Origin of the sequence: Kitasatospora sp. NBC_00374 (genome assembly GCF_041434935.1) — a bacterium.
Classification (GTDB): domain Bacteria; phylum Actinomycetota; class Actinomycetes; order Streptomycetales; family Streptomycetaceae; genus Kitasatospora.
Window position 1 is genome coordinate 4,487,206 of sequence record NZ_CP107964.1, and the last position, 25,544, is coordinate 4,512,749.

The 25,544-nt window shown below is 73.6% G+C and carries 27 protein-coding genes and 1 riboswitch; of the genes, 14 read left to right on the forward strand and 13 right to left on the reverse strand.

The window, feature by feature from the left end; genetic code table 11:
- Positions 1–4 precede the first annotated feature (4 nt).
- Positions 5–1,330, forward strand: a complete 1,326-nt coding sequence (locus OG871_RS20180) for a dihydrolipoamide acetyltransferase family protein (protein ID WP_371498356.1) — start codon at positions 5–7, stop codon at positions 1,328–1,330.
- 583 nt (positions 1,331–1,913) lie between these two features.
- A complete protein-coding gene (locus OG871_RS20185) occupies positions 1,914–3,218 on the forward strand; it encodes a globin domain-containing protein (RefSeq protein WP_371498357.1) in 1,305 nt (434 codons plus the stop codon).
- A gap of 17 nt (positions 3,219–3,235) precedes the next feature.
- Here OG871_RS20185 and OG871_RS20190 read toward each other — a convergent pair whose 3' ends face one another.
- Positions 3,236–3,760 carry an NUDIX domain-containing protein gene (locus OG871_RS20190; RefSeq protein WP_371498358.1) on the reverse strand — a complete coding sequence of 175 codons (525 nt, stop codon included), beginning with the start codon at positions 3,758–3,760 and terminating at the stop codon, positions 3,236–3,238.
- Between the two features lie 374 nt (positions 3,761–4,134).
- On the opposite strand from OG871_RS20190, the gene OG871_RS20195 reads away from it, so the two are divergent.
- On the forward strand, positions 4,135–4,911 hold the full coding sequence (locus OG871_RS20195; RefSeq protein WP_371498359.1) for an IclR family transcriptional regulator: 777 nt from the start codon (positions 4,135–4,137) through the stop codon (positions 4,909–4,911).
- A 217-nt stretch (positions 4,912–5,128) separates the two neighbouring features.
- Positions 5,129–5,557, forward strand: coding sequence for an SsgA family sporulation/cell division regulator (locus tag OG871_RS20200; RefSeq protein ID WP_371498360.1), 429 nt, complete (start codon positions 5,129–5,131; stop codon positions 5,555–5,557).
- A 94-nt stretch (positions 5,558–5,651) separates the two neighbouring features.
- Here OG871_RS20200 and OG871_RS20205 read toward each other — a convergent pair whose 3' ends face one another.
- Entirely contained in the window at positions 5,652–6,026 is a 375-nt protein-coding gene (locus OG871_RS20205) for a phage holin family protein (RefSeq protein WP_371498361.1), read from the reverse strand.
- An 89-nt stretch (positions 6,027–6,115) separates the two neighbouring features.
- Here OG871_RS20205 and OG871_RS20210 point away from each other — a divergent pair, with 89 nt between their 5' ends.
- From OG871_RS20210 to OG871_RS20220, 3 genes are all read left to right on the forward strand, one after another.
- The gene (locus OG871_RS20210) at positions 6,116–6,433 is read left to right on the forward strand and encodes a cupin domain-containing protein (protein ID WP_371498362.1); all 318 of its coding nucleotides are present in this window, start codon (positions 6,116–6,118) and stop codon (positions 6,431–6,433) included.
- A gap of 185 nt (positions 6,434–6,618) precedes the next feature.
- Positions 6,619–7,281, forward strand: coding sequence for a thiaminase II (gene tenA, locus OG871_RS20215; protein ID WP_371498363.1), 663 nt, complete (start codon positions 6,619–6,621; stop codon positions 7,279–7,281).
- Positions 7,282–7,479: 198 nt separating this feature from the next.
- On the forward strand, positions 7,480–7,680 hold the full coding sequence (locus OG871_RS20220; protein WP_363636447.1) for a DUF5326 family protein: 201 nt from the start codon (positions 7,480–7,482) through the stop codon (positions 7,678–7,680).
- A 25-nt stretch (positions 7,681–7,705) separates the two neighbouring features.
- On the opposite strand, the gene OG871_RS20225 is transcribed toward OG871_RS20220, so the two are convergent.
- Genes OG871_RS20225 through OG871_RS20245 form a run of 5 tightly spaced genes read right to left on the reverse strand, consistent with a single transcriptional unit; the run spans position 7,706 to position 12,843 of the window.
- Positions 7,706–8,584, reverse strand: a complete 879-nt coding sequence (locus OG871_RS20225) for an NAD-dependent epimerase/dehydratase family protein (RefSeq protein ID WP_371498364.1) — start codon at positions 8,582–8,584, stop codon at positions 7,706–7,708.
- 5 nt (positions 8,585–8,589) lie between these two features.
- A complete protein-coding gene (locus tag OG871_RS20230; protein WP_371498365.1) occupies positions 8,590–9,627 on the reverse strand; it encodes a cytochrome P450 in 1,038 nt (345 codons plus the stop codon).
- Positions 9,624–11,081, reverse strand: coding sequence for a class I adenylate-forming enzyme family protein (locus OG871_RS20235; RefSeq protein WP_371498366.1), 1,458 nt, complete (start codon positions 11,079–11,081; stop codon positions 9,624–9,626). Before OG871_RS20235 ends, OG871_RS20230 begins: the two co-directional genes overlap by 4 nt.
- A gap of 14 nt (positions 11,082–11,095) precedes the next feature.
- Positions 11,096–11,836: a glycosyltransferase family A protein gene (locus OG871_RS20240; protein WP_371498367.1), complete on the reverse strand. Its 741-nt coding sequence runs from the start codon at positions 11,834–11,836 to the stop codon at positions 11,096–11,098.
- Positions 11,833–12,843 carry a 3-oxoacyl-ACP synthase III family protein gene (locus OG871_RS20245; RefSeq protein ID WP_371498368.1) on the reverse strand — a complete coding sequence of 337 codons (1,011 nt, stop codon included), beginning with the start codon at positions 12,841–12,843 and terminating at the stop codon, positions 11,833–11,835. Before OG871_RS20245 ends, OG871_RS20240 begins: the two co-directional genes overlap by 4 nt.
- A gap of 189 nt (positions 12,844–13,032) precedes the next feature.
- On the opposite strand from OG871_RS20245, the gene OG871_RS20250 reads away from it, so the two are divergent.
- On the forward strand, positions 13,033–13,701 hold the full coding sequence (locus tag OG871_RS20250) for a VC0807 family protein (protein ID WP_371498369.1): 669 nt from the start codon (positions 13,033–13,035) through the stop codon (positions 13,699–13,701).
- A 107-nt stretch (positions 13,702–13,808) separates the two neighbouring features.
- On the opposite strand, the gene OG871_RS20255 is transcribed toward OG871_RS20250, so the two are convergent.
- The gene (locus OG871_RS20255; RefSeq protein WP_371498370.1) at positions 13,809–15,278 is read right to left on the reverse strand and encodes a flotillin family protein; all 1,470 of its coding nucleotides are present in this window, start codon (positions 15,276–15,278) and stop codon (positions 13,809–13,811) included.
- Between the two features lie 242 nt (positions 15,279–15,520).
- Positions 15,521–15,727, reverse strand: coding sequence for a hypothetical protein (locus OG871_RS20260; RefSeq protein ID WP_371498371.1), 207 nt, complete (start codon positions 15,725–15,727; stop codon positions 15,521–15,523).
- 94 nt (positions 15,728–15,821) lie between these two features.
- Positions 15,822–15,957, forward strand: a riboswitch (TPP riboswitch).
- Between OG871_RS20260 and thiC the strand changes: the two genes are divergently transcribed.
- Positions 15,953–17,779, forward strand: coding sequence for a phosphomethylpyrimidine synthase ThiC (thiC, locus tag OG871_RS20265; RefSeq protein ID WP_371498372.1), 1,827 nt, complete (start codon positions 15,953–15,955; stop codon positions 17,777–17,779). Its footprint overlaps the riboswitch before it by 5 nt.
- Before the next feature lie 321 nt (positions 17,780–18,100).
- On the opposite strand, the gene OG871_RS20270 is transcribed toward thiC, so the two are convergent.
- Positions 18,101–18,418: a hypothetical protein gene (locus OG871_RS20270; protein ID WP_371498373.1), complete on the reverse strand. Its 318-nt coding sequence runs from the start codon at positions 18,416–18,418 to the stop codon at positions 18,101–18,103.
- Positions 18,419–18,834: 416 nt separating this feature from the next.
- On the opposite strand from OG871_RS20270, the gene OG871_RS20275 reads away from it, so the two are divergent.
- Both OG871_RS20275 and OG871_RS20280 read left to right on the forward strand, forming a co-directional pair.
- On the forward strand, positions 18,835–20,319 hold the full coding sequence (locus OG871_RS20275; RefSeq protein WP_371498374.1) for an ice-binding family protein: 1,485 nt from the start codon (positions 18,835–18,837) through the stop codon (positions 20,317–20,319).
- A 377-nt stretch (positions 20,320–20,696) separates the two neighbouring features.
- On the forward strand, positions 20,697–21,272 hold the full coding sequence (locus OG871_RS20280; RefSeq protein ID WP_371498375.1) for a DUF5994 family protein: 576 nt from the start codon (positions 20,697–20,699) through the stop codon (positions 21,270–21,272).
- Between the two features lie 35 nt (positions 21,273–21,307).
- Here OG871_RS20280 and OG871_RS20285 read toward each other — a convergent pair whose 3' ends face one another.
- Entirely contained in the window at positions 21,308–21,562 is a 255-nt protein-coding gene (locus tag OG871_RS20285; protein ID WP_371498376.1) for a hypothetical protein, read from the reverse strand.
- A gap of 202 nt (positions 21,563–21,764) precedes the next feature.
- Between OG871_RS20285 and OG871_RS20290 the strand changes: the two genes are divergently transcribed.
- The 3 genes from OG871_RS20290 (at position 21,765) to OG871_RS20300 (ending at position 23,092) form a co-directional block, all read left to right on the forward strand.
- Entirely contained in the window at positions 21,765–22,121 is a 357-nt protein-coding gene (locus OG871_RS20290) for a PRC-barrel domain-containing protein (protein WP_371498377.1), read from the forward strand.
- 52 nt (positions 22,122–22,173) lie between these two features.
- The gene (locus tag OG871_RS20295) at positions 22,174–22,341 is read left to right on the forward strand and encodes a hypothetical protein (RefSeq protein ID WP_371498378.1); all 168 of its coding nucleotides are present in this window, start codon (positions 22,174–22,176) and stop codon (positions 22,339–22,341) included.
- Between the two features lie 115 nt (positions 22,342–22,456).
- Positions 22,457–23,092, forward strand: coding sequence for a hypothetical protein (locus OG871_RS20300; protein ID WP_371498379.1), 636 nt, complete (start codon positions 22,457–22,459; stop codon positions 23,090–23,092).
- A gap of 19 nt (positions 23,093–23,111) precedes the next feature.
- Here OG871_RS20300 and OG871_RS20305 read toward each other — a convergent pair whose 3' ends face one another.
- Both OG871_RS20305 and OG871_RS20310 read right to left on the reverse strand, forming a co-directional pair.
- Complete coding sequence (locus tag OG871_RS20305) at positions 23,112–23,957, reverse strand: hypothetical protein (RefSeq protein ID WP_371498380.1); 846 nt, start codon at positions 23,955–23,957, stop codon at positions 23,112–23,114.
- A 233-nt stretch (positions 23,958–24,190) separates the two neighbouring features.
- A complete protein-coding gene (locus OG871_RS20310) occupies positions 24,191–25,459 on the reverse strand; it encodes a metallophosphoesterase (RefSeq protein ID WP_371498381.1) in 1,269 nt (422 codons plus the stop codon).
- Positions 25,460–25,544 lie beyond the last annotated feature (85 nt).

Sequence of the window (25,544 nt, forward strand, 5' to 3'; positions counted from 1 at the left end):
CGTGATGCCCGTGGTTCGCGAGTTCACCCTGCCCGACCTCGGTGAGGGCCTCACCGGGGCCGAGGTGGTGCGCTGGATGGTCGAGGTCGGCGAGGTCATCGTCGTCGACCAGCCGGTGGTCGAGGTGGAGACCGCCAAGGCCGTGGTCGAGGTGCCCTGCCCGTACGGCGGGGTGGTCACCGCCCGGTTCGGCGAGGTCGGCGAGGAGGTGCCGGTCGGCGCGCCGCTGGTCACCGTCGCGGTCTCGCCGGGAGAGGACGTCCGGGTGTCCGGCGGGGCGGACGAGCGCCCGCTGGTCGGGTACGGCGTCGCCGACGGGCCGAAGGGTGCCCGGCGCGGCCGGGTCCGGGCGGGTGGCGCGGGCTCGCCGGTGGCGGCTGCGCCGGCTCCGGTCGCCGTGGCGCCCGCTGCGCCGGTCGTGGCCGAGCCGTCGGTGGTGGCGGTGATCTCGCCGCTGGTGCGGCGGATGGCCCGGGAGCACGGGGTCGACCTCGCCGCGCTGGCCGGCAGCGGCCCGCACGGGCTGATCATGCGGGCGGACGTGGCCAGGGCGGTGGCCGATCCGGCGCCGGCCGCGCTCGCCGCTGCCGTCGCGGCGCCGGCCCCGGGGTCGTCGCCGGCGTTGTCCTCGGCCTCGCCGGCGGACGAGGTGGTGCCGCTGCGCGGGCTGCGCAAGGCGGTGGCGGAGAAGCTCACCCGCAGTCACCGGGAGCTGCCGGCCGCGACCTGCTGGGTGGACGCGGACGCGACCGAACTGATGGCGCTGCGCACGCAGTTGAACCGTACCGCCGGGCCGAAGATCAGTGTGCTGGCGCTGCTGGCCCGGATCTGCACCGTCGCGCTGGCCCGCTTCCCGGAGCTCAACTCCAGCGTGGAGCCGGACGGTTCGGGTATCCGCCGGCACGGCGCCGTGCACCTGGGCTTCGCGGCCCAGGGCGAGCGCGGCCTGGTGGTGCCGGTGGTGCGCGGCGCCCAGGCACTGGGCACCGAGCAGCTCGGCGCGGAGCTGGCCAGGCTGACCGAGGCGGCCCGGGCCGGGTCGCTGACCCCGGCCGAGCTGACCGGTGGCACCTTCACGCTGAACAACTACGGGGTCTTCGGGGTGGACGGTTCGACGCCGATCCTCAACCACCCGGAGGCGGCGATGCTCGGTGTCGGCCGGATCACCCCCAAGCCCTGGGTCCACCAGGGCGAGTTGGCCGTCCGGCAGGTGACCCAGCTGTCGTTCACCTTCGACCACCGGGTCTGTGACGGCGGGACGGCCGGCGGCTTCCTGCGCTTCGTCGCGGACTGCGTGGAGCAGCCGGGGATGCTGTTGCGGCAGCTGTGACGGGTGCCGGCGGCGGGGTCTCGCGCGACCCCGCCCGCGACCTCCGGTGTCACCTTGCGTGTCGGCTGTGGCACGCAAGGTGGCCATAGGTCGGGCGAGCGTAGCGCGCGGGGGGGCCGGTTGTCCGGCCTTCCCCCGACTTGTCGGATGAGCTGTTCGGGCGTGCCACTCTGCTGATGGCGTCAGCAGAGACAGACCAGGTGTGGTTGGGACGACCGGAAGCGAAACGATTCTCTTGGGCACACGTCAAGTCGCGGTGAAGGCACGCCCGCTGAAAGTCAGAGCGGGACACGGATCGGTCGCGGCGGCCGCCGTACCGGGGTTGCCGCCGAGTCCGCCGGAGCGCGAGCAGGCCGCCGTACCGGTGCGGGCGGCGGCCGGGCCGGCCGACCAGCCGGCGACCGGGGCCCCGCCGAGACCGACGGAACCCCCGCGGATCCCGGCTCCCCCCGCACCGGCGCCCCCGGCCCCCGGGCCCGCCGTCCCCGCGGTCCCGCCCGCGCCGCAGTCGCCCGTACCGCAGTCGCCGCGGCGGTCGCACGGCCCGGTGCCGCCCTCGCAGCCGGGGACGCCGGCCGCCCCGATGCCGCACTACGAGCCGCTGTTCACCGACGCCCCCGGGCTCAACTGGTCCGGCCCCGGTGACCACTGGAGCCGCGCCTGGGCGCTGGAGACGGTGTCCGGCGCCCCGGCCCGTCCCGGTCCACCGGCCATCGAGCCGGCGGGCCGGGCGCAGGACCAACCGCCCACCCCGCGGGACATCCGGTTGATCCAGGCGAGCCTGGCCGTCGTCGAGCCCGTCGCGGACCGGGCCACCGCGCACTTCTACGCGTTGATCTTCCTCCACCACCCGGAGGTGCGGGCGCTGTTCCCGGCCGCCATGGACGTCCAGCGGGACCGGCTGTTCCGGGCGCTGCTGCTGGCGGCCCGCAGCGCCGACGACCCGGTCGGGCTGACCGCCTATCTGAGCCGCCTCGGTGCGGGGCACCGCAAGTACGGCACCCTGACCGGCCACTACGGGCCGGTGGGCGAGTGCCTGGTGGCGGCCCTGGCCAGGTTCTGCGGGAGCCGCTGGGACGCCGAGACGGAGCTGGCCTGGCGCCGGGTCTACGCCCTGGTCTCCCGAATCATGATCGAATCGGCCGAGGCCGCCGCCGCGTCCTCCCCGCCCTGGTGGCAGGCCGAGGTCGTCTCGCACCAGCGGCGCACCCCGGACGTCGCGGTCCTCACCCTCCGCCCGGACCAGGCCTACCCGTACCGGGCCGGTCAGTACGCCACCGTGGAGACCCCCTGGTGGCCCCGGGTCTGGCGGCACTTCTCGTTCGCCACCGCCCCCCGCCCGGACGGTCTGCTGACCTTCCACGTCAAGGCCGTGCCCGCCGGCTGGGTGAGCAACGCGCTGGTCCACCGCGCCGCCGCGGGCGACGTGCTGCGGCTCGGCCCGGCGGCCGGCGCGATGGTGCTCGACCACGAGCGCGAGCCCGACACCGACCTGCTGCTGCTGGGCGGCGGCACCGGCATCGCCCCGATCGGCGCGCTGGTCGAGGAGCTGGCCGAACGCGGGACGCGCGGGCGCCCCGTCGAGGTGTTCTACGGCGCCCGGCACAGCGCGGACCTCTACGAGCTGGAGTCGCTGCGCCGGCTGGCCGAGCGGCACCCCTGGCTGTCGGTACGGCCGGTGGTCTCCGGACGGCAGCAGGTGCCGGGGGCGGCGCTGAGCGGCGATCTGCCCGAGGCGGTCTCCCGGTACGCGCCCTGGCACGGGTACTCGGCGTACCTGAGCGGGCCGGCGGCGATGGTCCGCCGTGGCGTGGCGGCGCTGCAGGGCGCGGGAGTGCCGGCCGAGCGGATCCGGCACGACCTGGTGGGAGACCTGGCGGCGGGCTGACCGGCCGCCGGTGCCGGTCAGCCCAGGTCGGGGGCGAGCAGCGCGCGGACGCCCTCGATGTTCGCCGCCAGGTAGGCGCGCAGGCTGGGCGGTACGACGTTCACCGCGGTGACGCCCTCCCGGGTGAACGGCAGCCGGACGATCTCGTACTCGCCGCGCGGTGCGTCCACCTCCGGGCCGTGCCGCCGGGACGGGTCCATCGCGGAGAGCCGGCAGACGAAGAAGTGCTGGACCTTGACCCCGTGCGGGTGGGCCAGGGTGCCGTCCTCGTGATGGGAGTGCGCCACGGTGTCGACGAATGCGGGCACGACGTCCTCGACCTTGCCGCCCAGCTCCTCGTCCACCTCGCGGTGCAGGGCGTCCACGACGGTGCGGTCGGTGGGCTCGACGCCGCCGCCGGGGGTGATCCAGTACGGCGGACGGCCGGGCCGGGTGCGTTTGATCAGCACGATGGTGGCCTGGGCGTGCGGCCGCTCCTGGTCCACTTCCAGCAGGATCGCCCGTGCGGTGCGTTTGACGACAGGGCGGGCCGGGCCGGGCATGGCCACCTCCGGAGGGCGGGCGTTGTGCGGGATTCTGCCGCTCCCGGGAGGGGCTGAAACGCGTGCGGGCGGCCTATCGGGAAGATCTCGTTCCGCTGAACGGGTGAACCGGCGTGCCCGAGTGTGTCCCTCCCCTGGCATGGGCGCCCGCCCGGTGGGGCTTCGATCCCTCGGATGCCACCCGCATGCTTTTGTGATGCATCGGGCGAAATGGGGCCTGCGTCTTCGATTCAAAGGTAATTCTGGCATCGAGTGCGCGGGAATGATTGCAGCCCCGGCCGCCCTGTGCTGCAATGAGCGCCAATCGGGCGGCCGGAGCGACACGCTCCGGCTGCCCACCTGTGCACAGACTCGGGCTGGGGGCTGGGTGGGCCGTGGACCAGATCGCACAACCGCCGGACCGGCCGCCGGACCGGCCGCCCACGCTGATCACCTCGGTGCGGCGGGCGCTGCGCCTGCTGGAGGCGGTCGGCGGCCACCGGGACGGGGCGGCCGCCAAGCAGCTCGCCCGCTCCACCGGACTCCCCCTCGGCACCACGTACCACCTGCTGCGGACCCTCACCCATGAGGGCTACCTGCGCCGCGTCGACGGCCGCTTCTACCTCGGCGCCTCCGTCGACTGCATCAGCCGGGCCGACGAACGGCAGACCGAGCGGGCCGACCTGCGCAGCCGGATGGCACAGCTCGGCGAAGAGCTCGACGCGGCCGTCTACTTCGCCGTGTACGAGGAGGGCGAGGTCCGGTTGGTCGACGTGGCCGACGGACCCGGCCGCCCGGCCGTCCAGGAGTGGGCCGACTTCCGGCTCACCGCGCACGCGCACGCGGCCGGTCTGTGCCTGCTCGCCCAGCTCGGCGAGGACGAGCGGCGCGACCACTTCGCCCGGCACCCGCCGGCCGGGCTCACCCCGTCCACCCTGACCGACGAGGGCCTGCTGCTGCGCAGGCTGGACCGGGTCCGCCCGACCGTGCCGGTGCTGGAGCGCCAGGAGTACGCGCTCGGCACGGTCTGCGCGGCGGTGCCGATCACGGTCGGCTCGGTGATCGCCACGATGGCGCTGTCGCTGCCCCTCGACCAGGCCGCCCGGCTGCCCGCCGCCGCGGCCCGGCTGCGCTCGCTGGTCGGTGCGATGTCGCCGTCGTTCGTGCGCTGACCCGTCCGGCCGCATCGCTCACCATGTGAAAAACCGCTCCTTGTCCGCCCCGTCGCCCACCAGGACGATGGGGCGCGGACGGGGAACCGCGGACACCGCCACCGGCGGGCCCGCCCTCCGGGGGCGCCGTCACCGTTCCACCACAGCGAACCGCATGTCCGGCCCCTCGCGTGGACCTCAGCACGCGGCGGCCGGGCAGAACGAGAGGTACCGGCGCATGCACAGCACAGTCCAGGGCCACATGGTCATGCACCTCGTGGTCTCGAACGAGCTCTCCTTCCGCATCATGGTCGACCTGGAGTACGACGCGGCCGACCCCTTCGCGGTCCGCTTCACCTTCCATCTGCCCGGCGGCGACCCGGTCGGCTGGGTGTTCGCGCGCGAGCTGGTGGTCGACGGCATCAGCCGCCCCAGCGGCGAGGGGGACGTCCGGATCCACCCCGTCGGGGCGGAGCTCTCCGAGGTCCGCATCGTGCTGCACTCGCCGGAGGGCGCCGCCGTGCTGCGCGCCGGCACGCCGGCGCTGATCGACTTCCTGGCGCGCACCGACCGACTGGTGGCGATGGGCGAGGAGACCGCGGCCGGCGACCTGGACGCGCAGCTCGCCAGCATCCTGGCGGCGCCGGGGTGCGAGAACGCCGGCTGAGCGCACTCCCGCGTGCCGGCCCGCGTGCCGGGCCCGCGACCGGGCCGGGCCCGCTGCCGGAGCCGATCCGCCGGTGGGCCGGCCGCGCGCGGCGTCAGTCGTCGCCGAGGGCCAGGCTGAGGCCCCACGAGACGATGCTGATGATCAGGGCGCCGAACAGTGCCGACCAGAAGCCCGAGACGTGGAAGTTCAGGTCGAGCTTGTCCGAGGCCCAGGAGGTGAGCCAGAGCATCAGCGCGTTGATCACGAAGGTGATCAGGCCCAGGGTCAGGATGAACAGCGGCAGCGAGAGCAGCTTGACCAGCGGCTTGATCAGGAAGTTCACCACGCCGAAGATCAGGGCGACCGCGATCACCGTGATCGTCTTGTGCCACCAGTCGTTCCCCGTCAGGGTGATCCCGTCGACGATCCAGGCGGCCACCCAGATGGCCGCCGCGTTGATGAGGGTTTTGATCGCGAAACTCTTCATGACTGGCGATGGTGGCAGGCCGCCGCGCGCCAGGGAAGCTCCGGGCGGGGCTGGATTTCGACATCCCGCCCGGCCGAGGAAGGAGAACGGTGAGAGTCTTCCGGCTGGACGACCTGGAGGCCGAGCGCGCCCGGGGGCGGGGCGCCTACCTGCGGTTCCTGAAGGAGCGGAACATCTCGGCCGGCCTGTTCGCGCTCTCCCCCGGTGACACCGACCCGCAGACCCCGCACGCCCAGGACGAGATCTACCAGGTCGTCAGCGGCCGGGCCCGGCTGACCGTCGGCGACGAGACCACCACCGTCGGCCGGGGCAGCGTCGTGTACGTCCCCGCCGGGGTGCCGCACCGCTTCCACGACATCACCGAGGAACTGCGCGTCCTGGTGGTCTTCTCGCCGCCCGAGGACTGACCACCGGGGACGGCGCGCGAACCCCGCCGGGTAGGGTCGCCGCCAGGTACTCGAACACCGCGGGAGCCCGCAGCAGCGGGCTGAGAGGGCGCTGACGGCCGGCCGGCCGACGCTGCGCCGACCGCCAGAACCTGGCCGTGGCGCGGCAGGACCGCAGCCCGGGTCGGGGAGGGAGCAGAACAGCAGTGGCACTCACCGACGAACTCTGGGCGGCCATCGAGCCGATCCACGCGGAGATCCTCGACCACCCCTTCATCGGCGGCCTCACCGACGGCACCCTGCCGCGCGAGGCCTTCCGGCACTTCGTCGTCCAGGACTCGCACTACCTGCGGGACTACGCCCGGGCGCTGGCGGTCTGCGCCGCCAAGGCGCCCTCGGAGGAGGACGTGCAGGCCTTCGCCGACGACGCGGTCGGAGCGATCGCCGCCGAGCAGGGCATGCACGCCGAGTTCCTCACCGCCTTCGGCGAGAGCGCCGAACAGGCCGCCGCGGAGCCCGTCCTGCCGACCACCCGCGCGTACACCAGCTACCTGCTGGCGACCGTGTACGGCGGATCGTTCGCCGAGGCGGTCGCCGCCGTGCTGCCCTGTTACTGGATCTACGCCCGGGTCGGCGAGCGGCTGCTCGCCGCGTCCTCCCCCGACCCGCTGTACGCCAAGTGGATCGCCACCTACGGCGACGAGGCGTTCCAGGCGGTGGTGCGGCGGGTGCTCGCGCTCACCGACCGGCTCGGCGAGGAGATCTCCCCGGCCGAACGCCGACGGATGGTCGAGCACTTCACCACCACCTCGCGCTACGAGTGGATGTTCTGGGACGCCGCCTGGCGCGGCGAGACCTGGCCGGTCTGACCGCGGCTGCGCCACCCGCCGGGCCGGGGTTTCGGGGACGGCCCCGAGACCCCGGCTCGGGGTGATCTCCGGGTTCTCTCGGGGACGGGAGACCTCGTTTCCGCAGATGCCGCCGCCTACGATCGAGATATCGAAAGCTACCGGGAAGAGCGGCGGAACGAGACCGACGCCGAGCCCGAGGGGAGAGAAGGAACAGACATGGCCGAGCTCTGGAAGTCGCTGCCCTCGTGGGTGCGCAACATCGTCGTCCCGATCCTGGTGCTGGTGCTGGCCTGGAACCTGATCTGGTTCGTCGTCGGCGTGGTCGGCACGCTGATCGCCCTGCTGCTCAAGGTCCTGGTCGTGGTCGGCGTCGCCGCCGCCGTGGTGATCCTGGTGAAGAAGGCCGCCAAGAGCTGACGGACCACCGGGCGCCCGCACTCCCTCAGGGGGTGCGGGCGCCCACCGCCGTCAGCAGGCCGTCGAGGTCGTGCCCCGGCACCCAGCCCTGGCCGCGGGCCTTCGCGGTGTCCAGCACCACGCTGCGCGCCAACTGGTCCAGCGCGTACGGGGTCAGCTCCGCCGAGCGCGCCAACCGGGCCAGCGGCAGCGGCACATGGGCGATCCGCGCCCGCACGCCGTACGCCCGCAGCACCCGGCGCAGCACCTCGTCGCGCAGGTACGGCCGGCCGTCGGTGATGTTGTACGCCCCCGGCGGCCAGCCGGGCGCCGCCAGGCAGGCCTCGGCCAGGTTCTCCACCGCCGTCAGGCTGAGCGGCACGTCGCGGCCCGGCAGCAGCAGCACCCCGGCCCGGACCCGGGACAGCAGCCGCGGCACCAGATGCGGATCCCCGAGCCCGTAGACCGCGCGCGGGCGCAGCACCACCGCGCCGGCCGCCAGCGCGAGCCGCTCGCCGAGCGCCTTGCTGCGGCCGTACCCGTTGAGGTGTCCGGCCGCGGTCGGCTGGTCCTCCCGGATCGGCGAGCCGCCGGTCCGGGGGTCGTAGACGCTGGCGCTGCTGACCCAGACCACCGGCCGGCCGGCGGCGGCCGCCAGCAGCCGCGCCGTGCCGTCGACGTTCACGGCGTACTGCTCGGCCTCGGCGGGGGAGCCGGGCGGGTGGTCGCCGACGGCGGCCGCGCAGTGCACCACCACGTCGGCGGCGCCCAGGTCGGGCGCCGCGCGGGACGCGTCCCAGGGCAGGTGGCGGCCGACCGGGCCGGGGCGGCGCCCCACGCAGAGCACCTCGGCCCCGCTCGCCGCGGCGGCCCGGGCCACGTACCCGCCGCAGAAGCCGCTCGCGCCGGTGACGGCGATCCGCACGGCCCTCACCCCCTTGGGACCGTTCCGACCAGCAGTGCGGCGTACCCGGGCAGGGCCGAGTGCCGGTCCACCCGGGCTCGCAGCACCGCCGGGCGGTACGGGGCCAGCGCGGTCAGGAAGTCGGTGAGCTGGACCCGGGCGAGCCGCGCGCCCGGGCAGGCGTGCGGGCCTGCGCCGAAGACCGCCTGCGCGGCGGCGGCCGGCTGCCCGGGCACCGCACGGTGTGCCTCGGCCGCGTGGCGGGCGACCAGCACCAGCCGGTCGCCCCGGCGGAGCGGGCAGCCCGCCACCTCGGCGTCGGCCGCCGCCACCCGCGGCAGGATCGGCGAGGGCGCCGTCAACCGCAGGAGTTCCGCGGCGAGTTCGGGGGACACCTGCGGCCACAGGCCGGCCCGGGCGCACCAGGCGGCGGCCCGGGGCAGGGCGGCCACCGTGGTGTTGACGGCGGCGACCGCGACCATGGCGTCCAGCGGGTCGGGCAGCAGGGCGGTGAGGCTCGCGGCCGCGTCGGCGCCGGCCCGGCGGCGGGGGAACAGGCTCGGCAGGTGGTCGCCGGCCGCCGCCGACGCCGCCTCGGACGCGGCCCGGGCCAGCACCGTCGGCGCCGCGGTGGATCCGGTCAGGGCGGCGGCGGTCGCCCCGGCGAGCTCCCGGACGACCGGGACGAGGTCGAGCGGCCCGGTGAGGTCGGCGAGGCGATGCTCCAGCACCTGCTGCCACACCGGGCGCAGCCGCTGGACGCCGTGGCTGCCGAGCCGCTCGGCGAGGGCCCGCCGGGCGGCCCGGTGCGCCTCACCGTCCTGGTCGAAGAGCAGCCCGCCGTCGGTCAGTCCGGCCGCGGCGCCGCCGGTGGTGCCCTCGGCGGTGCGGTCCAGCGGCACCCGGGTCAGCACCTCGCGGTACACCTCGGGGTCGTGCACCAGCACCGTCCGGCCGAGCCGGAGCACCGGGCGGCGGCGGGTCGCGCAGAGCAGCGCGAACAGCACCGGATGGCTGCGCAGGTACACCCGGCGGTCCAGGCGGCGGGCGGTGGCGGTGCTCATCGCAGGCTCAGCTCCCTGGCGCACAGCCGGGCCGCGGCGGCCCGGTCGGGCTTGCGGGAGCGGCCCGCGAGCGGGATGTCGGCGAACAGCAGGGCGTCCGGGCGGGCGCTGCCCATCCGCTCCAGCGGGGCCTGCAGCGCGGTCCGCAGCCGGCGGCGGTCGGCGCCGGGCTGCGGCTGGACCAGGGCGACCAGCCGTTCGTCGCCGTCCCCGGCGGGCACGCCGACCAGGACGGCCAGGTCCACGCCGGGCAGGTGGAGCGCCGGCTCGTACAGGCCCGGGTAGATGTTCTCGGCCCGGCGCAGCACCATGTCCTTGCAGCGGCCGGCCAGCACGATCCGGCCGTCGGCGGTGAGCCGGGCGCGGTCCCCGGTCCGGACCCAGGGGTCGGGCTGCTCGCCCAGGTAGCGGTCCCGGGCGCCGGGACCGCTCAGCAGGAGCTCCCCGGTCTCGGTCAGCCGGGTGGCGACGCCGGGCAGCGGGTGGCCGAGCAGGTCCCCGTCCGGTGTGAACGCGGACTTCTCGGACTCCTCGACGGCCGCCGCCGGGAACAGTTCGGTGAGCGCGTACACCCCCCAGGCCTCGCGCGCCCCCAACCGCTTGACCCGGGCCAGGAGTTCCGCGCTCGCCGGGGCCGAGCCGGTCCACACCCGGCCGGTGAAGGCGCCGACGTCGCGCAGTTGCGGCGGGGTCAGGTAGGTCTCGTCGGGGCGCAGCCGGGCCAGCTGGCGGTCCAGCACCTTCGGCGAGCGGGCCGGCAGGGCGACCGTGGCCCCGGCGGCCAGCGCGGGGACCAGGACGAAGAAGGTGCCGCCGAGGACGGCGGCGCCGGGCTGCGGGCGGACCAGCCCGTCCACGGTGCGCATCCCCGCGGCCAGTCCGGCGCGGGTGTGCACCACGGCGCGGGGCGCGGAGGTGGTGCCCGAGGTGAAGACGATCACGGCGTCCCCGTCGCCGTCGTACCCCGGCGGCGGGGTGCCCCCGCCGCCGGCCAGCACGGGGGCACAGCCCGGCCGGCGCGGGCCGACGGTGGCGACCGGGCCGAGCTCGGCCAGCGGCGGCAGCGCGAGGTGGGCCCGGCGGGCGAGCGGCCCGGCCCAGCCGGCCACCGCCTGGGCGGCGGCGTCGGCCAGCACCAGCGCGGGCCTGGCCAGCGCCAGCCGGGCGAGCAGCACGTCGGGCCCGGCCTGCGGGTCGAGGACGGCGGCCCGCAGGCCGAGCCGGTGTGCGGCCAGCATCACGGCCAGCGCGCGTGGGCCGGGCCGGACGGCCACGCCCAGGGTGTCCCCGGGGCGCAGGCCGTACCGGTGGTGCAGCGCGGCGGCGTAGCCGTCGGCCAGGTCGGCGAGTTCGCCGCAGCGGGCTTTGACGGTGACCGCTCCGCCGCGGGTGCAGCCGAGCACGGCGGGGCGGTCGGCGCCCTGGCGCAGGGTGCGTTCGAGCCGGTCCAGCACGGTGGTGTGCCTCCTCAGCGGGGGTCGACGCCGCGCGCGCCGGCGCCGCGCTCCAGGTACCAGCGGGCGGTGCCGAGCACGCCGTAGGCGCGGATCCGGCGGGTGGAGTTCTGCACCACCATGTCCCGGCGGTGCACGATCGCGGTGGTGTGGCGGCGGACGCTGTTGATGAACATCCGGTCGGTCGGCGACGGGCGGCGCGGCATGCCGCCGACCGCCTGGTACAGCTCGGCGGTGATCGCCATGTTGTTGCCCGCGTGCATCCGGTACGGCACCAGGTACCCGTGCCGGCGGCGGTGCGCCGGGCGGATCCGGCCGAAGGCGGCGCCGAGGGCGACCAGGACGCGGAAGACGGTGCGGCCGAGCGGGCCGTGCTCGTCGTGCCGGGCGGTGATGTGCCCGCAGACCAGGCCGCGGGAGGCGAGCATCCCGGCCCGGGCGGCGGCCGTCCAGCCGGGCTGCGGCAGGCAGTCGGCGTCGGTGCGGGCCAGGAGCGCGGCGCCGTGTGCGATGGCGTGCCGGAAGCCCGTGTCGACGGCGCAGCCGACGCCCTTCTCCGTCTCGACCAGCACCCGCACCGGGAACGGAGCCCGTTCGGCGAAGGCGCGGACCTTGTCGACGGTGCCGTCGGCGGAGTCGTTGTCGACCACCAGCAGGGTGAAGTCCCGGTCCCGCTGGGCGGCCAGGGCCCGCAGCGCGCCCTCGATCCGGGCCTCCTCCTGGTAGGCCGGGATCACCACCCACAGCTCGGTCACGACACCTCCCAGACCATCGTCATCAGACTGACCCCGCCGCCGAGTCCGACCAGCAGCACCCGCTCGCCCGGCGTCAACTCGGCTCGGATTTGCTCCAGTTGGACGCCCAGGGTGGCGCTGGCCAGGTTGCCCAGCCGGTCCACGGTGACCACCAGCTTCTCGGCCGGCACGCCGGTCAGCTCCACGAAGCGCTCCAGGTAGGGCAGCGTCACCTGGTGCACCAGCACCCGGGCGTACGCGTCCCAGCCGAGGCCGGTACGGGCCGCCACCCTGGTCAGGATGTCGCCGCCGATCTTCTCGAAGACGCCGCGCAACTCCTTGCCGCCGCCCCGGAAGTAGCTGTACTCGTCGCCGCGCGGGTGGCGCGAGCCGCCGCCCGGGATGCCGCCGACCTCCCAGTGCTCGGAGGCGGTCTCGGTCTCGATGTCCAGGATGCCGCCGCGCTCCACCGCCTCCACGACCACGGCCGCTCCCGCGTCGCCGAAGGTGTAGCCGGCGAATCCCGCCCGGAACTCCGCCAGCCCGCCGGGGTCGCGCCGCATCGCCCGGCTGGGTGTCTCGCCGGTCACCACCAGCGCCCGGCGGGCCCGCCCGGCCAGGATCATCGCGCGGGCGGTGTCGATGCCGTTCAGGAAGCTGTTGCAGGCGTTGGAGATGTCGAACGCATGCGCGCGGGACCCGAGTTCGGCCTGCACCAGGTGGGCGGTGGCGGGCTCGCAGACGTCCCGGGTCGCCGAGGCGAACAGCAGCAGGTCGATGTCCAGCGGGTCGAGGCCGGCGCTGTGCAGCGCCCGGCGGGCCGCGCCCAGGGCCAGCGTGGAGGCGTACTCGCCGTCGGCGGCGAAGTGCCGGGTGCGGATGCCGGTGGCCTTCTCGAACATCCCGCCGGGCAGCCGGAGGCCACTGCCGCCCGCCACCTCGTCCTGGAGCTGCTGAGAGGTCAGCACCTGGGCGGGCAGACAGGCGCCCACGGCGGTGATGCCGACCCGCGGTATATGGAGGTCCATGGCCATCATCCTGGCCGGTCACCGCAGTGCCGGGCCTGAGTACCCGTACTCATCAGTGACAGGCGATCGGCCCCGGCCATGACATCCGTCATGCGCTTTCCCGCACAGCCGACACTGCCGCACGACCCCCGCCGGACGGGAACCTTGAGACATCGCAGAGAGCGACCGGCACGGACGGGGAGCGGGACCATGGCCACCATCACCACCAGCGCGAAGACCGAGCAGAACACCTCCGGGGCGGCCGCCGCCCTCCGGCCGCTGGCCGTCGACGTGGCGGTGCCGCTCGGCGTCTACTACGCGGCACACTCGCTGTTCGGCCTCGGCCTGGTCGCCTCGCTGACCCTCTCCAGCGCCGTCCCGGTCGTCCGCACGGTCGCCGGGCTGGTCCGGGACCGTTCGGTCAACACCCTCGCCCTGGTGATGCTGGTGGTGAACGTGGTCGGCATCGCGCTGTCCGCCGTCGCCGGCGACCCCAGGCTGATGGTCGCCAAGGACGGCGCGGTCAGCAGCGTGATCGGCGGCTCGATGATCGTCACGGCGCTGCTCGGCCGCCCGCTCATGACGGCCGGCCTGCGGCCCTTCCTCGTCAAGGGCGACGCGGCCCGGTCCGCCGCCTGGGACCGGCTGATGGCCGGCTCGGCCGCCTTCCGCCGCGACGAGCGCAACTTCTCGCTGGCCTGGGGCACCGTGCTGGTCACCGAGTGCGCCGCCAAGGTGGTGCTGGCGTACACCGTGCCGGTGGAGACCATGGTCTGGCTGAGCACCGTCCTGCTGGTCGCCGCGATCGGCCTGGGGGTCCTGGTCGGCAACGTCTTCGCCGGGCGGATGGCCGAGCGGGTCGTCGCCGAGGCCGCCTGAGCCTCCGAGGCCACCTGAACCTCCCGAACCGCCCGCAGTGCGCCCGCCCGCAGTGCGCCCGCCCGCAGTGCGCCCGCCCGTCTCCCCGACGGGCGGGCGCACCCGTGTCAGCCCTCCTGCACCGGGATCGGCAGGCCGACCACCGGCTTTCCGCCGGCCGGCCGCTCCTCGTCCGCCGGGGCCTTCGGCGCGTTCATCGCGCTCAGCAGCTGCCGGGCCAGGCCCAGCCCGGTGCCGCCCATGGTCAGCGCCTTGGCGAACATGTCCGACATCCCGTCCGCGCCGTTGAGCAGGATCATGTGCTCGACGTTGCCGAAGGCCTCCGCGCCGGCCCGGACGATCTCCGGCCAGTTCTCGGCCAACTGCTGGGCCACCACGGCTTCCTGGTTCTCCGCGAGGGCCGCGGCCCGGGCCTTGATGGCCTCCGCCTCGGCCAGACCGAGCGCCCGGGCCGCCTCGGCCTGCGCCAGGCCCTTCGCCTCCGCGGAGGCGGCCTCCGCCAGACCGGTCGCCTTGGTCGCCTCGGCCGCCGCCAGACCGCGGGCCCTGGTCGCCTCCGCCTCGGCGGTGGCCGCCACCTTCACCCGGTTCGCCTCGGCACCCGCTTTCAGCTCGGTCTCCCGCGCCAGCGCCTCGGCGGCCGAGATCCGGGCGTCACGGTCCGCCTCGGCCTTGGTCCTGGTCTCGTACGCGCGGGCGTCGGCCGGCTTGCGGACGTCCGCCTGCAGCTGCTGCTCCTTGCGGTGCGCCTCCAGCTCGGCGACCTTGGTCTCCTGGACCACGACCTCCTGCCGGGCGGCGGCCTGCGCCAGCGGTCCCGCCTGCATCGCGCGGGCCGTCGCGGTCTCCATCTCGGCCTGGTAACCGGCCTGCTGGATACCGGAGTTACGGGTCGCCTCGGCCTTGCGGGCGAACGCCTCCTGCTCCGCCTCGGTGGCCCGGCGGTCCGCCTCCGCGGCCGCGATCCGGGCGTCCCGCTGGACGGCGGCCGCGTGCGGGGCGGCCAGGTTGGTGATGTAGCCGGTCGGGTCCAGGATCTCCTGGATCTGCAGCGAGTCGATGATCAGGCCGAGCTTCTCCATCTCGGAACCGGACGCGGCCCGGGTCTCCCCGGTCAGCCGCTCCCGGTCGCGGATCATGTCCTCGACGGTCAACCCGCCGACGATCGACCGCAGATGGCCCGCGAACACGTTGTGCACCCGCTGGCCCATCATCTTCTGCTGGTCCAGGAAGCGCCGGGCGGCGTTGGCGATCGACACCGTGTCGTCGCCCACCTTGAAGATCACAACGCCCTTGACGTGCACCGGAATACCCTGCGACGTCACACACTCGACGTCCAGCTCGGCCTCGTTCAGGTCCAGCGACAGCTTGCGCACCACCTGCACGCCCGGCACCACGAAGGTGCCCCGGCCGGTGACGATCCGGAAGCCCAGCCCGTCGGCGAGGCCCTCGGTGCGGTGCGTGGAGCCCGAGATGACCAGCGCCTCGTTCGGCTCCGCCACCCGCCACATCAGTTTGAAGAGCACGATCAGAACGACGATGGAGGCCGCCACGGCCCCCGCGATGCCGATGAGCATCGGCTTTCCCCCTTCGAAGCGCACCGGCTCCGTGGCTGCGCTCTGATGTGCAGGACGGCGCGGAACGCGGTGGCAGCAGCAGATTCTTCGCCTGCTGTGATCGCTTGGGAAGGCTCGGGCGTCCTGATTGCGCATCAGGGGCGTCAAGATTGCGTCAAGACGGCGGCGTGCGCGGCAGGGTGGCGGCGGTCGGCGTCAGGGGCGGCGGTCGCGTCCGGGTGGTCGGCGTCCGGGCGGCGGTGTCACCCGTACGCCGGGCCGACGTAGACCGTGCGCGGCGGCTGGTACTCCAGCACCACGACGGGTGTCCCCGGCGCCAGCGGCTCGCCCGGCACCGCCAGGTACGCGAGAAAGGCCTCCGTCCCCTGCCGTTCGGGCACATGGATCAGCACCTCGCCGACCAGCCCGGCCCCGATCCTGCCCGTCACCCGCCCCGTCAGCCCGACCATCCGGCCAGTCTGCCACCGCGTCCACTGTCCGGAACCTGTCTGGACCTGGGCGGATCGGCCCGCTACGGTGTTGGACGTCTTACGCAGGCAAACCGCCTGCGGACACGGGAGCTCGGAGCACCGGGCTGAGAGGGCGCTGAACGGTCACGTCGAGGACGTGCCGACCGCTGCGCCGACCGCAGGAACCTGGACCGGATAATGCCGGCGTAGGGAGTAGAAGGTCAGATGACCGTCTTTGATGCACAGCAGAAGTCTGCCCGCAGCACGGCCGCCCCGGTCAGCAGCGCGGCCACCGGCTACCCGACCCCGGCCTGGCGCAAGGCCTACCTGGAGGGATCCCGGCCCGACCTGCGGGTCCCGTACCGCGAGGTCCACCTCACCAACGGCCGCACCGTCCCGCTCTACGACACCTCCGGGCCGTACACCGACGCGGCCTACGAGCCCGACGTGCGCCGCGGCCTGCCGGCGCTGCGCGACCCGTGGATCCGCCAGCGCGGCGACGTCGAGGAGTACGACGGCCGCGAGGCCCGCCCCGAGGACGACGGGATCAAGCACACCTCGCCGCGCGGCGGGAACCTCCGCAACCTGGACGCGGTCTTCCCCGGCCGGCCGCGCCGCCCGCTGCGGGGCCGCGACGGCGCCGCGGTCACCCAACTCGCCTACGCGAGGCAGGGTGTGATCACCCCGGAGATGGAGTTCGTGGCCCTGCGCGAGGGCCTGGAGCCGGACTTCGTCCGGGACGAGGTGGCCCGTGGCCGCGCCGTCATCCCGGTCAACGTGAACCACCCCGAGGTGGAGCCGGCCATCATCGGCACCAACTTCCTGGTGAAGATCAACGCCAACATCGGCAACTCCGCGGTCACCTCCTCCATCGAGGAGGAGGTGGAGAAGATGACCTGGGCCACCCGCTGGGGCGCCGACACCGTCATGGACCTCTCCACCGGCCGCAACATCCACACCACCCGCGAGTGGATCCTGCGCAACTCCCCCGTGCCGATCGGCACCGTGCCGCTCTACCAGGCCCTGGAGAAGGTCGACGGCAAGGCCGAGGAGCTGAGCTGGGAGGTCTACCGCGACACCGTCATCGAGCAGTGCGAGCAGGGCGTCGACTACATGACCGTCCACGCGGGCGTGCTGCTGCGGTACGTCCCGCTGACGGCCCGTCGCAAGACCGGCATCGTCTCGCGCGGCGGCTCGATCATGGCGGCCTGGTGCCTGGCGCACCACCAGGAGAACTTCCTCTACACCAACTTCGAGGAGCTCTGCGACATCCTCGCCGCGTACGACGTCACCTTCTCGCTCGGTGACGGCCTGCGGCCCGGCTCGATCGCGGACGCCAACGACGACGCCCAGTTCTCCGAGCTCCAGACGCTCGGCGAGCTCGGCCGGATCGCCCGGGACAGGAACGTCCAGGTGATGATCGAGGGCCCGGGTCACGTCCCGATGAACAAGATCCGCGAGAACATGGACCTCCAGCGGGAGATCTGCGACGAGGCGCCGTTCTACACCCTCGGCCCGCTCACCACCGACGTCGCGCCCGGCTACGACCACATCACCTCGGGCATCGGCGCGGCGATGATCGCCTGGTGGGGCACCGCGATGCTCTGCTACGTCACCCCCAAGGAGCACCTGGGCCTGCCCAACCGGGACGACGTGAAGACCGGCGTCATCACCTACAAGATCGCCGCCCACGCGGCGGACCTGGCCAAGGGCCACCCCGGCGCCCAGGAGTGGGACGACGCACTCTCCGACGCCCGCTTCGAGTTCCGCTGGGAGGACCAGTTCAACCTGGCCCTCGACCCGGAGACGGCCCGCGAGTTCCACGACGAGACCCTCCCCGCGGAGCCCGCGAAGACGGCGCACTTCTGCTCCATGTGCGGCCCGAAGTTCTGTTCGATGAAGATCTCGCAGCAGATCCGGGCCGAGCACGGCGAGGGCTCCACGGCCGTCAACGGCACCGGCTACGCACCCGAGGCACTGGCCGGCATGCAGGCCAAGTCCGAGGAGTTCGCCGCCCAGGGCAACCGGGTCTACCTGCCGCTGGCCGACTGACACCGGGTGAACCGCCGGGGCGCTGCCATGGGGGACCGGAGGGGGCTCCCATGGCAGCGCCCCGGGCACGTCCGCGCCAGCTGCCCGCCGGCCTGCTGCTCTCCCCGTCCTGCTGTCCTGGTGCCGCGCGCCGGGAGGCGATCGTCAGGCTCCGCGCCATGGAGGTGCGGAAGGCGATTCTCCTGGGGCTGCTGAGCTCACCTGTGTTCTCACCTGCACGGGTCTGGTTGTTCGGCGGGCCCTGAGTGCTGCTCGGGCAGCCGGCTGAGGCAGGACAGGCAGCGCATTCTCCAGGGCCTGGCTGCGGTGCGGCCTCCTTGATCAGACGCCGATGATCTGGCACCGCAGGCCGCCATCCCGGGCGTACACCCGCAACTCCTGCTCCTTGTGGGGCTCGTCGTTCTGCTTCGGCGACAACCGCCAGGCCGGGAACCAGCCGAGCCCGTCGGCGGTCAGGCTCTCCGCGACCTCCTCCAGGGCGTGCCTGCCGAGTCGCCCGTAGCCGAGCTCCTGGCGCAGCTCGCCGAGCGAGGTCCGGACCAGGCCGCCCGCTGCGCGACAGCGCTCGGCCACCGGGCCGGTGCCGCCGTCCCCGGGAGCGGTCGGCAAGTCACCACGCAGATCGGTCAGGGTGTTCATGTTCGGCCCAACGACACGAACTGCAAAAACGATGCGGCAGTTCCCCGGCTCGGACGTACGCGGCGATTCGTAGGTATTTCACCATCGTGTGCGATCGATGTGCGATCACCCGCGCCCGGCGAGCGGCCGCCGACGCGCCGTAGGCACATGGGTGAAACAGTCGAAATTCGGCCGCGACACCACTCATTTGGATTCTCAAAAAGCATTCGATCTTATGGTGCCATTGGTATGTACGCGGTTGAGTGACGGTTCATCACAAACCCGGTAGGCAGTCGCTTCGTGGCCCCCGCCATGGGGCGAATCCCGATAGGTGTCGGTGTGATCACCGGGGCATGGAGTCTGATCGGAACTCACCACAGCCACTCGGAATCCCCATGGATGGCCGAGTTCGACGGCGACACGAAAGGCTTTGTCCCATGGCAGTGGATGCCACCCTGTCCGCCCCTCCCGACAGCGGGCGTAGACGCACCCGGTTCAAGGAAGCCCTCTACCTCGTGCCCGGACTGGCGTTACTGGCGACAACCACGCTGATCTCGCAGCCTGCCCATGCGGCGGAGGCCCCGGTGACCCTGGGGACCGACACCAGCTATGCGGTCCTCGGCGGTTCAACGGTCACCAACACGGGCCCCAGCGTCATCAACGGCGATCTGGGCCTCAGCCCCGGTTCGTCGGTGACGGGCTTCCCGCCCGGAATTCTCAACGGGGTGCAGCACGTCGCCGACGCCGAGGCCCTCCAGGCCCAGTCCGATCTGGTCATCGCCTACAACGACGCCGCCGGCCGGGCGCCCACGGCACTCGTCTCCGGGGACCTCGTCGGGCTGACCCTGACGTCCGGTGTGTACAAGTCCACGTCGTCACTGGCGCTCAACGGCACCGTGACGCTCGATGCCCAGGGCGACCCCAGCGCCGTCTTCATCTTCCAGATCGCCTCCACCCTGATCACGGGTTCGGCGAGCAACGTCAGCCTCATCAACGGCGCTCAGGCCTGCAATGTGTTCTGGCAGGTGGGGAGTTCGGCCACCATCGGGACCAACTCCTTCTTCAAGGGCAACATCCTTGCTCTCACGTCGATCGCGGCACAGACCGGCACCGTGATCGAGGGCCGGGCCCTGGCCCGGAACGGTGCGGTCACGCTGGACACCAACACCATTACCCGGGCCGCCTGCACCGTCGGTCCGCCTGGTCCTCCCGGACCGAGCGGGCCTCCCGGACCTACGGGCTCCCCCGGCCCTAGCGGCCCGGCGGGTGCTCCTGGTGCTCCCGGTGCTCCTGGCGCTCCCGGTGCTCCTGGCGCTCCCGGCGCTCCCGGTGCTCCTGGTGCTCCTGGCGCTCCCGGTGCTCCCGGTGCTCCTGGCGCTCCTGGCGCTTCGGGTGCTCCGGGTGCCCCTGGCTCCCCCGGTGCTCCTGGCGCTTCGGGTGCTCCCGGCGCTCCCGGTGCCCCTGGTTCCCCCGGTGCTCCTGGCGCTTCGGGTGCTCCCGGTGCTCCCGGTTCCCCCGGTGCTCCCGGTTCCCCCGGCGCCCCAGGTCCCTCCGGTCCCGCTGGTCCGGCTGGTCCCGCTGGTCCTGCTGGGCCTGCCGGGCCGGGTGGCGGTCACGGCGGTGGCGGTCACGGCGGCGGCGACCATGGTGGAGACGACCATGGTGGAGACGATCACGGGAAGGGCGACCAGGGGAACGACGACCACGGTCAGCCGTCGCAGAGCCCCTCGCAGGGTGTTCCGTCCAGTAGGCCCTCGGCAGGCCCGCCGTCCAAGGGTCCTTCCCACGGCCTTGCGCAGACGGGAGACAGCCCGGTCACGGGTATCGCGGCCATGGCGGCGATTCTGTTCGCCGCGGGTGGTTCACTCCTCGTCATCATGGTGAGAAGGAGCCGTGACGGTGGAGTCGGCCGCCGGCACTAGCCGAGGGCTAGGGGCTGATCGTCGCGTGCTGTCGGACCGGCAATCCTGAGGGCAGGACAGCAGCCGCGGAAATGTCGGATTCGCCGCCCTGAGCCTCCGGACCACTGGTCCGGAGGCTCAGGGTCTCGCCGACACGGGCGCGACCGGCGACGGAAAGCCGGACAGGACTCCCCTCGGCAGCGGTCTCGTCCGGGGCTGGGAGGCCGGTGCCCTGGCCGCGCAGCGCCTCGCACAGCGCGGGATTCCGGCCCGGCCGCCCGGAGTATCCTGGAGATCACCGAAGGCACTTCGCATGCCGGCACCGGACACTGGCGTCGTCTCCGGCGCAAGACTAGTTCGGAGCCGGTTCGACCGGTTTCGCAGTCAGGTCGTCCATCATGACCGTGACCTTCGACCGCGCGATTAATCCACGGCCTTCGGAATCACCCGTCCGGCTGTCACTGGCGCCTGACGGCGTGCGTCCCGGCCGTCTGGACGGCGCCTGGTGGCCCCGTTCGCGTGATCTTCTCATTGAAATCCCCTCGCTGGTAGCGGAATTGGACCAGCGCTGGGGTCGTGTCACCCGGATCACGGTGAACCCCGCACAGTGGCCGGAGATCCCCCGGCGGATTCCGGCCGCAGGGCACATCATCCATGTCGGCTGGTTCACCACGGAGCAGGACGAACACACGATCATGGTGTGCTCGTACGCACCTCCCCTCCTGGAGCTGCTGATCGTTCCGCCGGCGACGGACGTCGTCGATGCCGCTCGCCTGATGTCCGAAGCGGCCGACCCGGGCGGCGCCCGGACCGCGAGTGCGCTGCTCGGAGGTGAGGACGACGGCCTTCCGGAGCGGGAGGTCCGTACCGACTTCCTGCCTTCGGCCGCCACGCCTGCCGCGGGAACGGGTGCGGCCGACCGCCGCGCGGGCGTAGCCCGGATGCGTGCCGAGACGTGGCCCGCGCCCGGGTAGGCGTCGCTCTCGCCCTGTCGGCCGCGGCAGAGGGCTCACGACTCGCGTGACCACTCGGTTTCGGCTTGGGGTTCGCCGGCGGCGTGGCGCCCCTCCCAAGTCCGTACCCTGATCGCCCTGGGGCCCGGGGCCGGTGTGGAGAGCGTGCGCACGAACACGTCCCGCAGGTGGTTGGCCGCCTTCTGGGGCGGTCCGTCGTACTCCAGGGGATTCGGCACGGGAGCGTCGCGCTGCTCGGACCAGTCGCCGTCGTCGTCCTGGGTTTCGAGAGTCCACCGGTACTGCCGCATCCTGGCCTCCTGTGCCGACGGCGCCCCGCTTCCAGGACACGACCGTATGGGCCCGGCGTCCCGTCGGCGACCGGTGGCCCGGCCGGCGCCGCGGCGGGGCGAGTGGTCGATCGCCCCGATTCACCCGCGCCGGAGCACCGGCGGGTGCGGCGGTCGCCCCGGTGGGACGATGGGAGACGCCCACTGACGTCGGAGGTTGCTGATGTTCGAAGCGGCTGACATCCGGGAATGGCGTGGCCACCACGTGGTCGATGTCGACGGCCACAAGATCGGCAGGCTGGAGGCGGTCTACGTCGACACCGCGACCGACCTGCCCTCGTTCGCCACCGTCACCGTCGGGATGCCCACGCGCCGCCGACTGGTGTTCGTCCCGCTCGCCGATGCGCTGGTGGGGCCGGGCTATCTGCGGGTCGCCCGCTCCAAGAACCAGGTCAAGAACGCCCCGGCGATCGACACCGACGGTGAGCTGCCGGCCGAGGACGAGCCGGCCGTCTTCGCCCACTACGAGCTGGACTACGCGCCGGGCGGGGGCGGTGAACGTCGCCTGGCGCGACGCTAGAGCCCGGGAGACGCGACGCTAGAGCCCGGGAGACACGGGAAGGAGTCCCGAGATGGCACTGGTGCTGTTCCTCATCATCGTGGCGATCGTGCTCGGCATCATCGGCGTCGTCGCGGACGGTCTGCTTTACCTGTTGTTCCTCGGCATCGTCGTCCTGGTGGTCGCGCTGGTCGTCGCCGGCGCGCGGTTCCGGAGCGGAGGGCGGCGTCCAGGCCGCTGAGGCCATCCGGGGCGATTTGCCGAGGCCGCCGGCAAGTGGGCTCGCCCGGAGGCAGGTTGACCGCCGGGCGGACCGGGCATCCCCTTCCTGAGTCGGGTCCGACCGGGGGGATGCCATGGATGTGGGTGCGCTCGCGCACGCGGTCTGGGTCGTTCTGCTGCCGGTGATGCTGTTCGTCTCGCTCCTGCGGTTCCTGTTCGTACGGGGGATCAGGACGGGGCCGCTGCTGGTCCTGCTGCTGTGGAGCGGGGCGGCGCTGTGGCAGGGCTACGGCACCGGGCCGGGCTGGTTGGTCCCGGCGGCGTACGGGGTGCTCGGGCTGGCGCTGCTGGAGATCCTGGTCGTCCTGGTCAAGGTGGTCCGGGTGCGGGTGGTGACCCCGGAGGGGCTGCGGCACCTGGTGGCCGCGGCGCGGGAGTCGACCGGGCGGGTGGTGATGATGCTCGCGGTGGTCCCGAACGGGAACCTCCTGGTCGAGGAGGTGCCGCCGGGGACGGGGTCGCGGAGCGTGCGGCTCACCGAGGGATGCCCGCTCTGCTTCGTCGAAGGGGTGGCGTCGGAGCTGGTCGGTGCCGGGGGCCCGGTGGTCGAGGAGTACCGGGCGCGGCTGGCGGGCGGGGTCAACCAGCTGCTCTTCCTGCGCAGACTGGCGCCCGGGGCGCCGTGGGAGTACCGGCTGGACGACGCCGCGGGGCGGCCCGCCGTCCACCGCAACCCCGGTTGCCCGCAGCACGGCGGCCGGCTGCTCTGACCGTGCGGACCGGAGCCGCTCAGACCTCGTCCGGGCCGGTGAAGTCGGGTGACGTGTAGCCGGGGCCGGTGAACTCGGCGGGGCGGGGCCGCCTGCCCTCCGGATCGGTGACGCCCTCGACGCCGGGGCTGGAGAATCCGGGGCTGGAGTAGCGGGCGCTGCTGTAGCCCGGGCTGAGCAGTTCGGGTGGGACGGGTCGGCCGCCGGGCTGTGGGGAGAGCGCGGGCTCGGAGTCGAGGTTGGCGAGCAGGTAGGGGATGACGGCGCGCTCGCGCAGGGCGGTGTGCCAGACGCGGCGGGCCTCGGCCAGATCGGCGTGCAGCTGCGGATCCTGGCCTGCCGGGGTGGACGCGCCGTCCCGACGGGCCGTCAGCAGCAGGCCGACGCCGCCGATCAGCAGCGCGGCCAGGGCGATGACGACGGCGACCCAGCCGGCCGTCACCAGGGCGTGGCCCAGGGCCAGGTCGGAGCTGGTGGCCTGGACCGAGTAGCCGAGCAGCAGCAGGATGCAGCCGCCACCGCCCGCCAGGACGGGCGCGAGCGCGGTGAGCACCGGGAACAGCCCGGCGCCCTCCCCGAGCGCGGGGCCGGCGCCTGCGCCCGCGGCGCCGTCGCCGGCCCCGGCTCTGCTCCGGTCCGGGGCGGTGAGACCGTCGCGCAGGTCGACGTAGTGCCGGTACTCGGTGGCCGCCGTGGAGGCGATCTCGGCCGCCGCGAGCACGGCCTTGGTGTGCAGCTGCTCGGCGTTGAGGTGCGGGCCGGGCGCGCGCAGTGCTTCGAGGACGGATCCGTCGCGCAGTGCTTCGTCGAGGATCCGGAGGAAGTCCGGGCGGTCCTCGGCGAGCAGGTGCGGGGCGTTGCTCATGGGTACCCCGTTCCGCTGGAGTCACGGAGGTGGATGGTCCGCGCGGGCCTGCCGCGCCGGGCCGCCGGGGCGAAAGCCGGTGGTGGCGGCCGGACGAGGGGCCTCGCGTGGTGCCTCGATGGTAGGGGTCGGCGAGCCGGCGCTGACAGTAGGTTTCCGGATTTTCAGTACCGTCAGCGGCTCGGCAGCGCAGGAGAGTTGTTCAGTTGTCTGTCGCAGGAGCGGACATCATGTCAGTTCAGCGGCAGTCGGGCGACCAGCAGCCGGCCTTCCATGGTGACCCCGCCGTCCATCGCGATGGCCAGCTCGTCGGCGTAGATGTAGGGCCCCGGCACGTGCGGCGGCGCGTCGTCGGCCTGGTCCACCCCGGTCAGGTACGGGATCGGGCTGTGGCCGTGCACCACCCGGTAGCCGCCGTAGGCGTCCAGCAGTTCGTGGACGGCGAGCGGGCCGGACTGCCCGCGGAAGGCGAACCGCTTGGTGAACTTGCGGAAGCAGTCCCACCACTCGTCGATGCCCTCGTCGGCCAGCACCACGTGGACGGCGTCGTTGACCTCGGCGATCGACTGGCCGTACTCCAGGTACGCGGTGGTGTCGGAGTGCAGCAGCAGGTGGCCGTCCTCGATGGCGATCGCGGGCAGCCGGGAGAGCCAGCTGATGTGATGCTGCTCCAGCCGCTCCAGGTCGTGCTGCTGGCCGCCGTTGAGCCGCCAGGCGGCGAGGAAGGACGCGGTGCCCGCGGTGGACTGCACGGGCTCGTCGCCGTAGCGGGCGGCGCCCAGGAAGAGCAGCTCGTGGTTGCCCATCAGGGCCCGGCAGTAGCCTCCGGCGGCGGCGGCCTCGGCGGCCAGCTGCATCACCAGGTTGATCACGCCGATGCCGTCCGGGCCGCGGTCGGTGAAGTCGCCGAGGAACCAGACCCGGGAGCGGCCGGCCGCCCAGTGGCCGTCGTCGTCGATCAGGCCCTGCTGGTGCAGCGCGGCCAGCAGCTCGTCCAGGTAGCCGTGCACGTCGCCGATCACGTACAGCGGCCCGGGAGCCTCGCCGGGCTCGGGCTGCGGGTACGGGAAGTGCACCTCGGGGATCGCCTCCGGGATCGGCGGGCCGAGCTCGATGGTCGGCGGGTCCTCGGACTGCGGCGGGGCGGGCGCGGCCTGCGGCGGGGCCTGCGGCGGGGCCTGCGGCGGGGCGGGCGCGGGCTCGGGCGCGGAGCTGTACTCGGGCTCGTATCCGCCCTCGTACTGGCCGCTCGGCGCGTAGTGGCCGGGCACCTGGCCGACGGCCACCGCCTGCTGCACTCCGGGCAGGTGACCGGGTGTCGGCCAGTGCTGCTCCAGGTAACGCGCGCCGCCGAAGCCGCTGTAGGTCTGCTCGAACGGGTAGCCGGCCGGTGGTTCGGCGGGCTCGTAGTAGGAGCCGTACGGGAGCACGTCGAGGTCCTGCTGTGGGTGGGGGCCTGAGTCGGGCAGTTCAGGCCCGGGGAAGCGGTCCTCGGGTGTCATTCGCCCATCATAGGAAGACCACTCTCCCGGCGTCCTCACCTGGTCGGTATCCAATTCGTCCGAACGTCCTCCGGGCGGTCCCGAC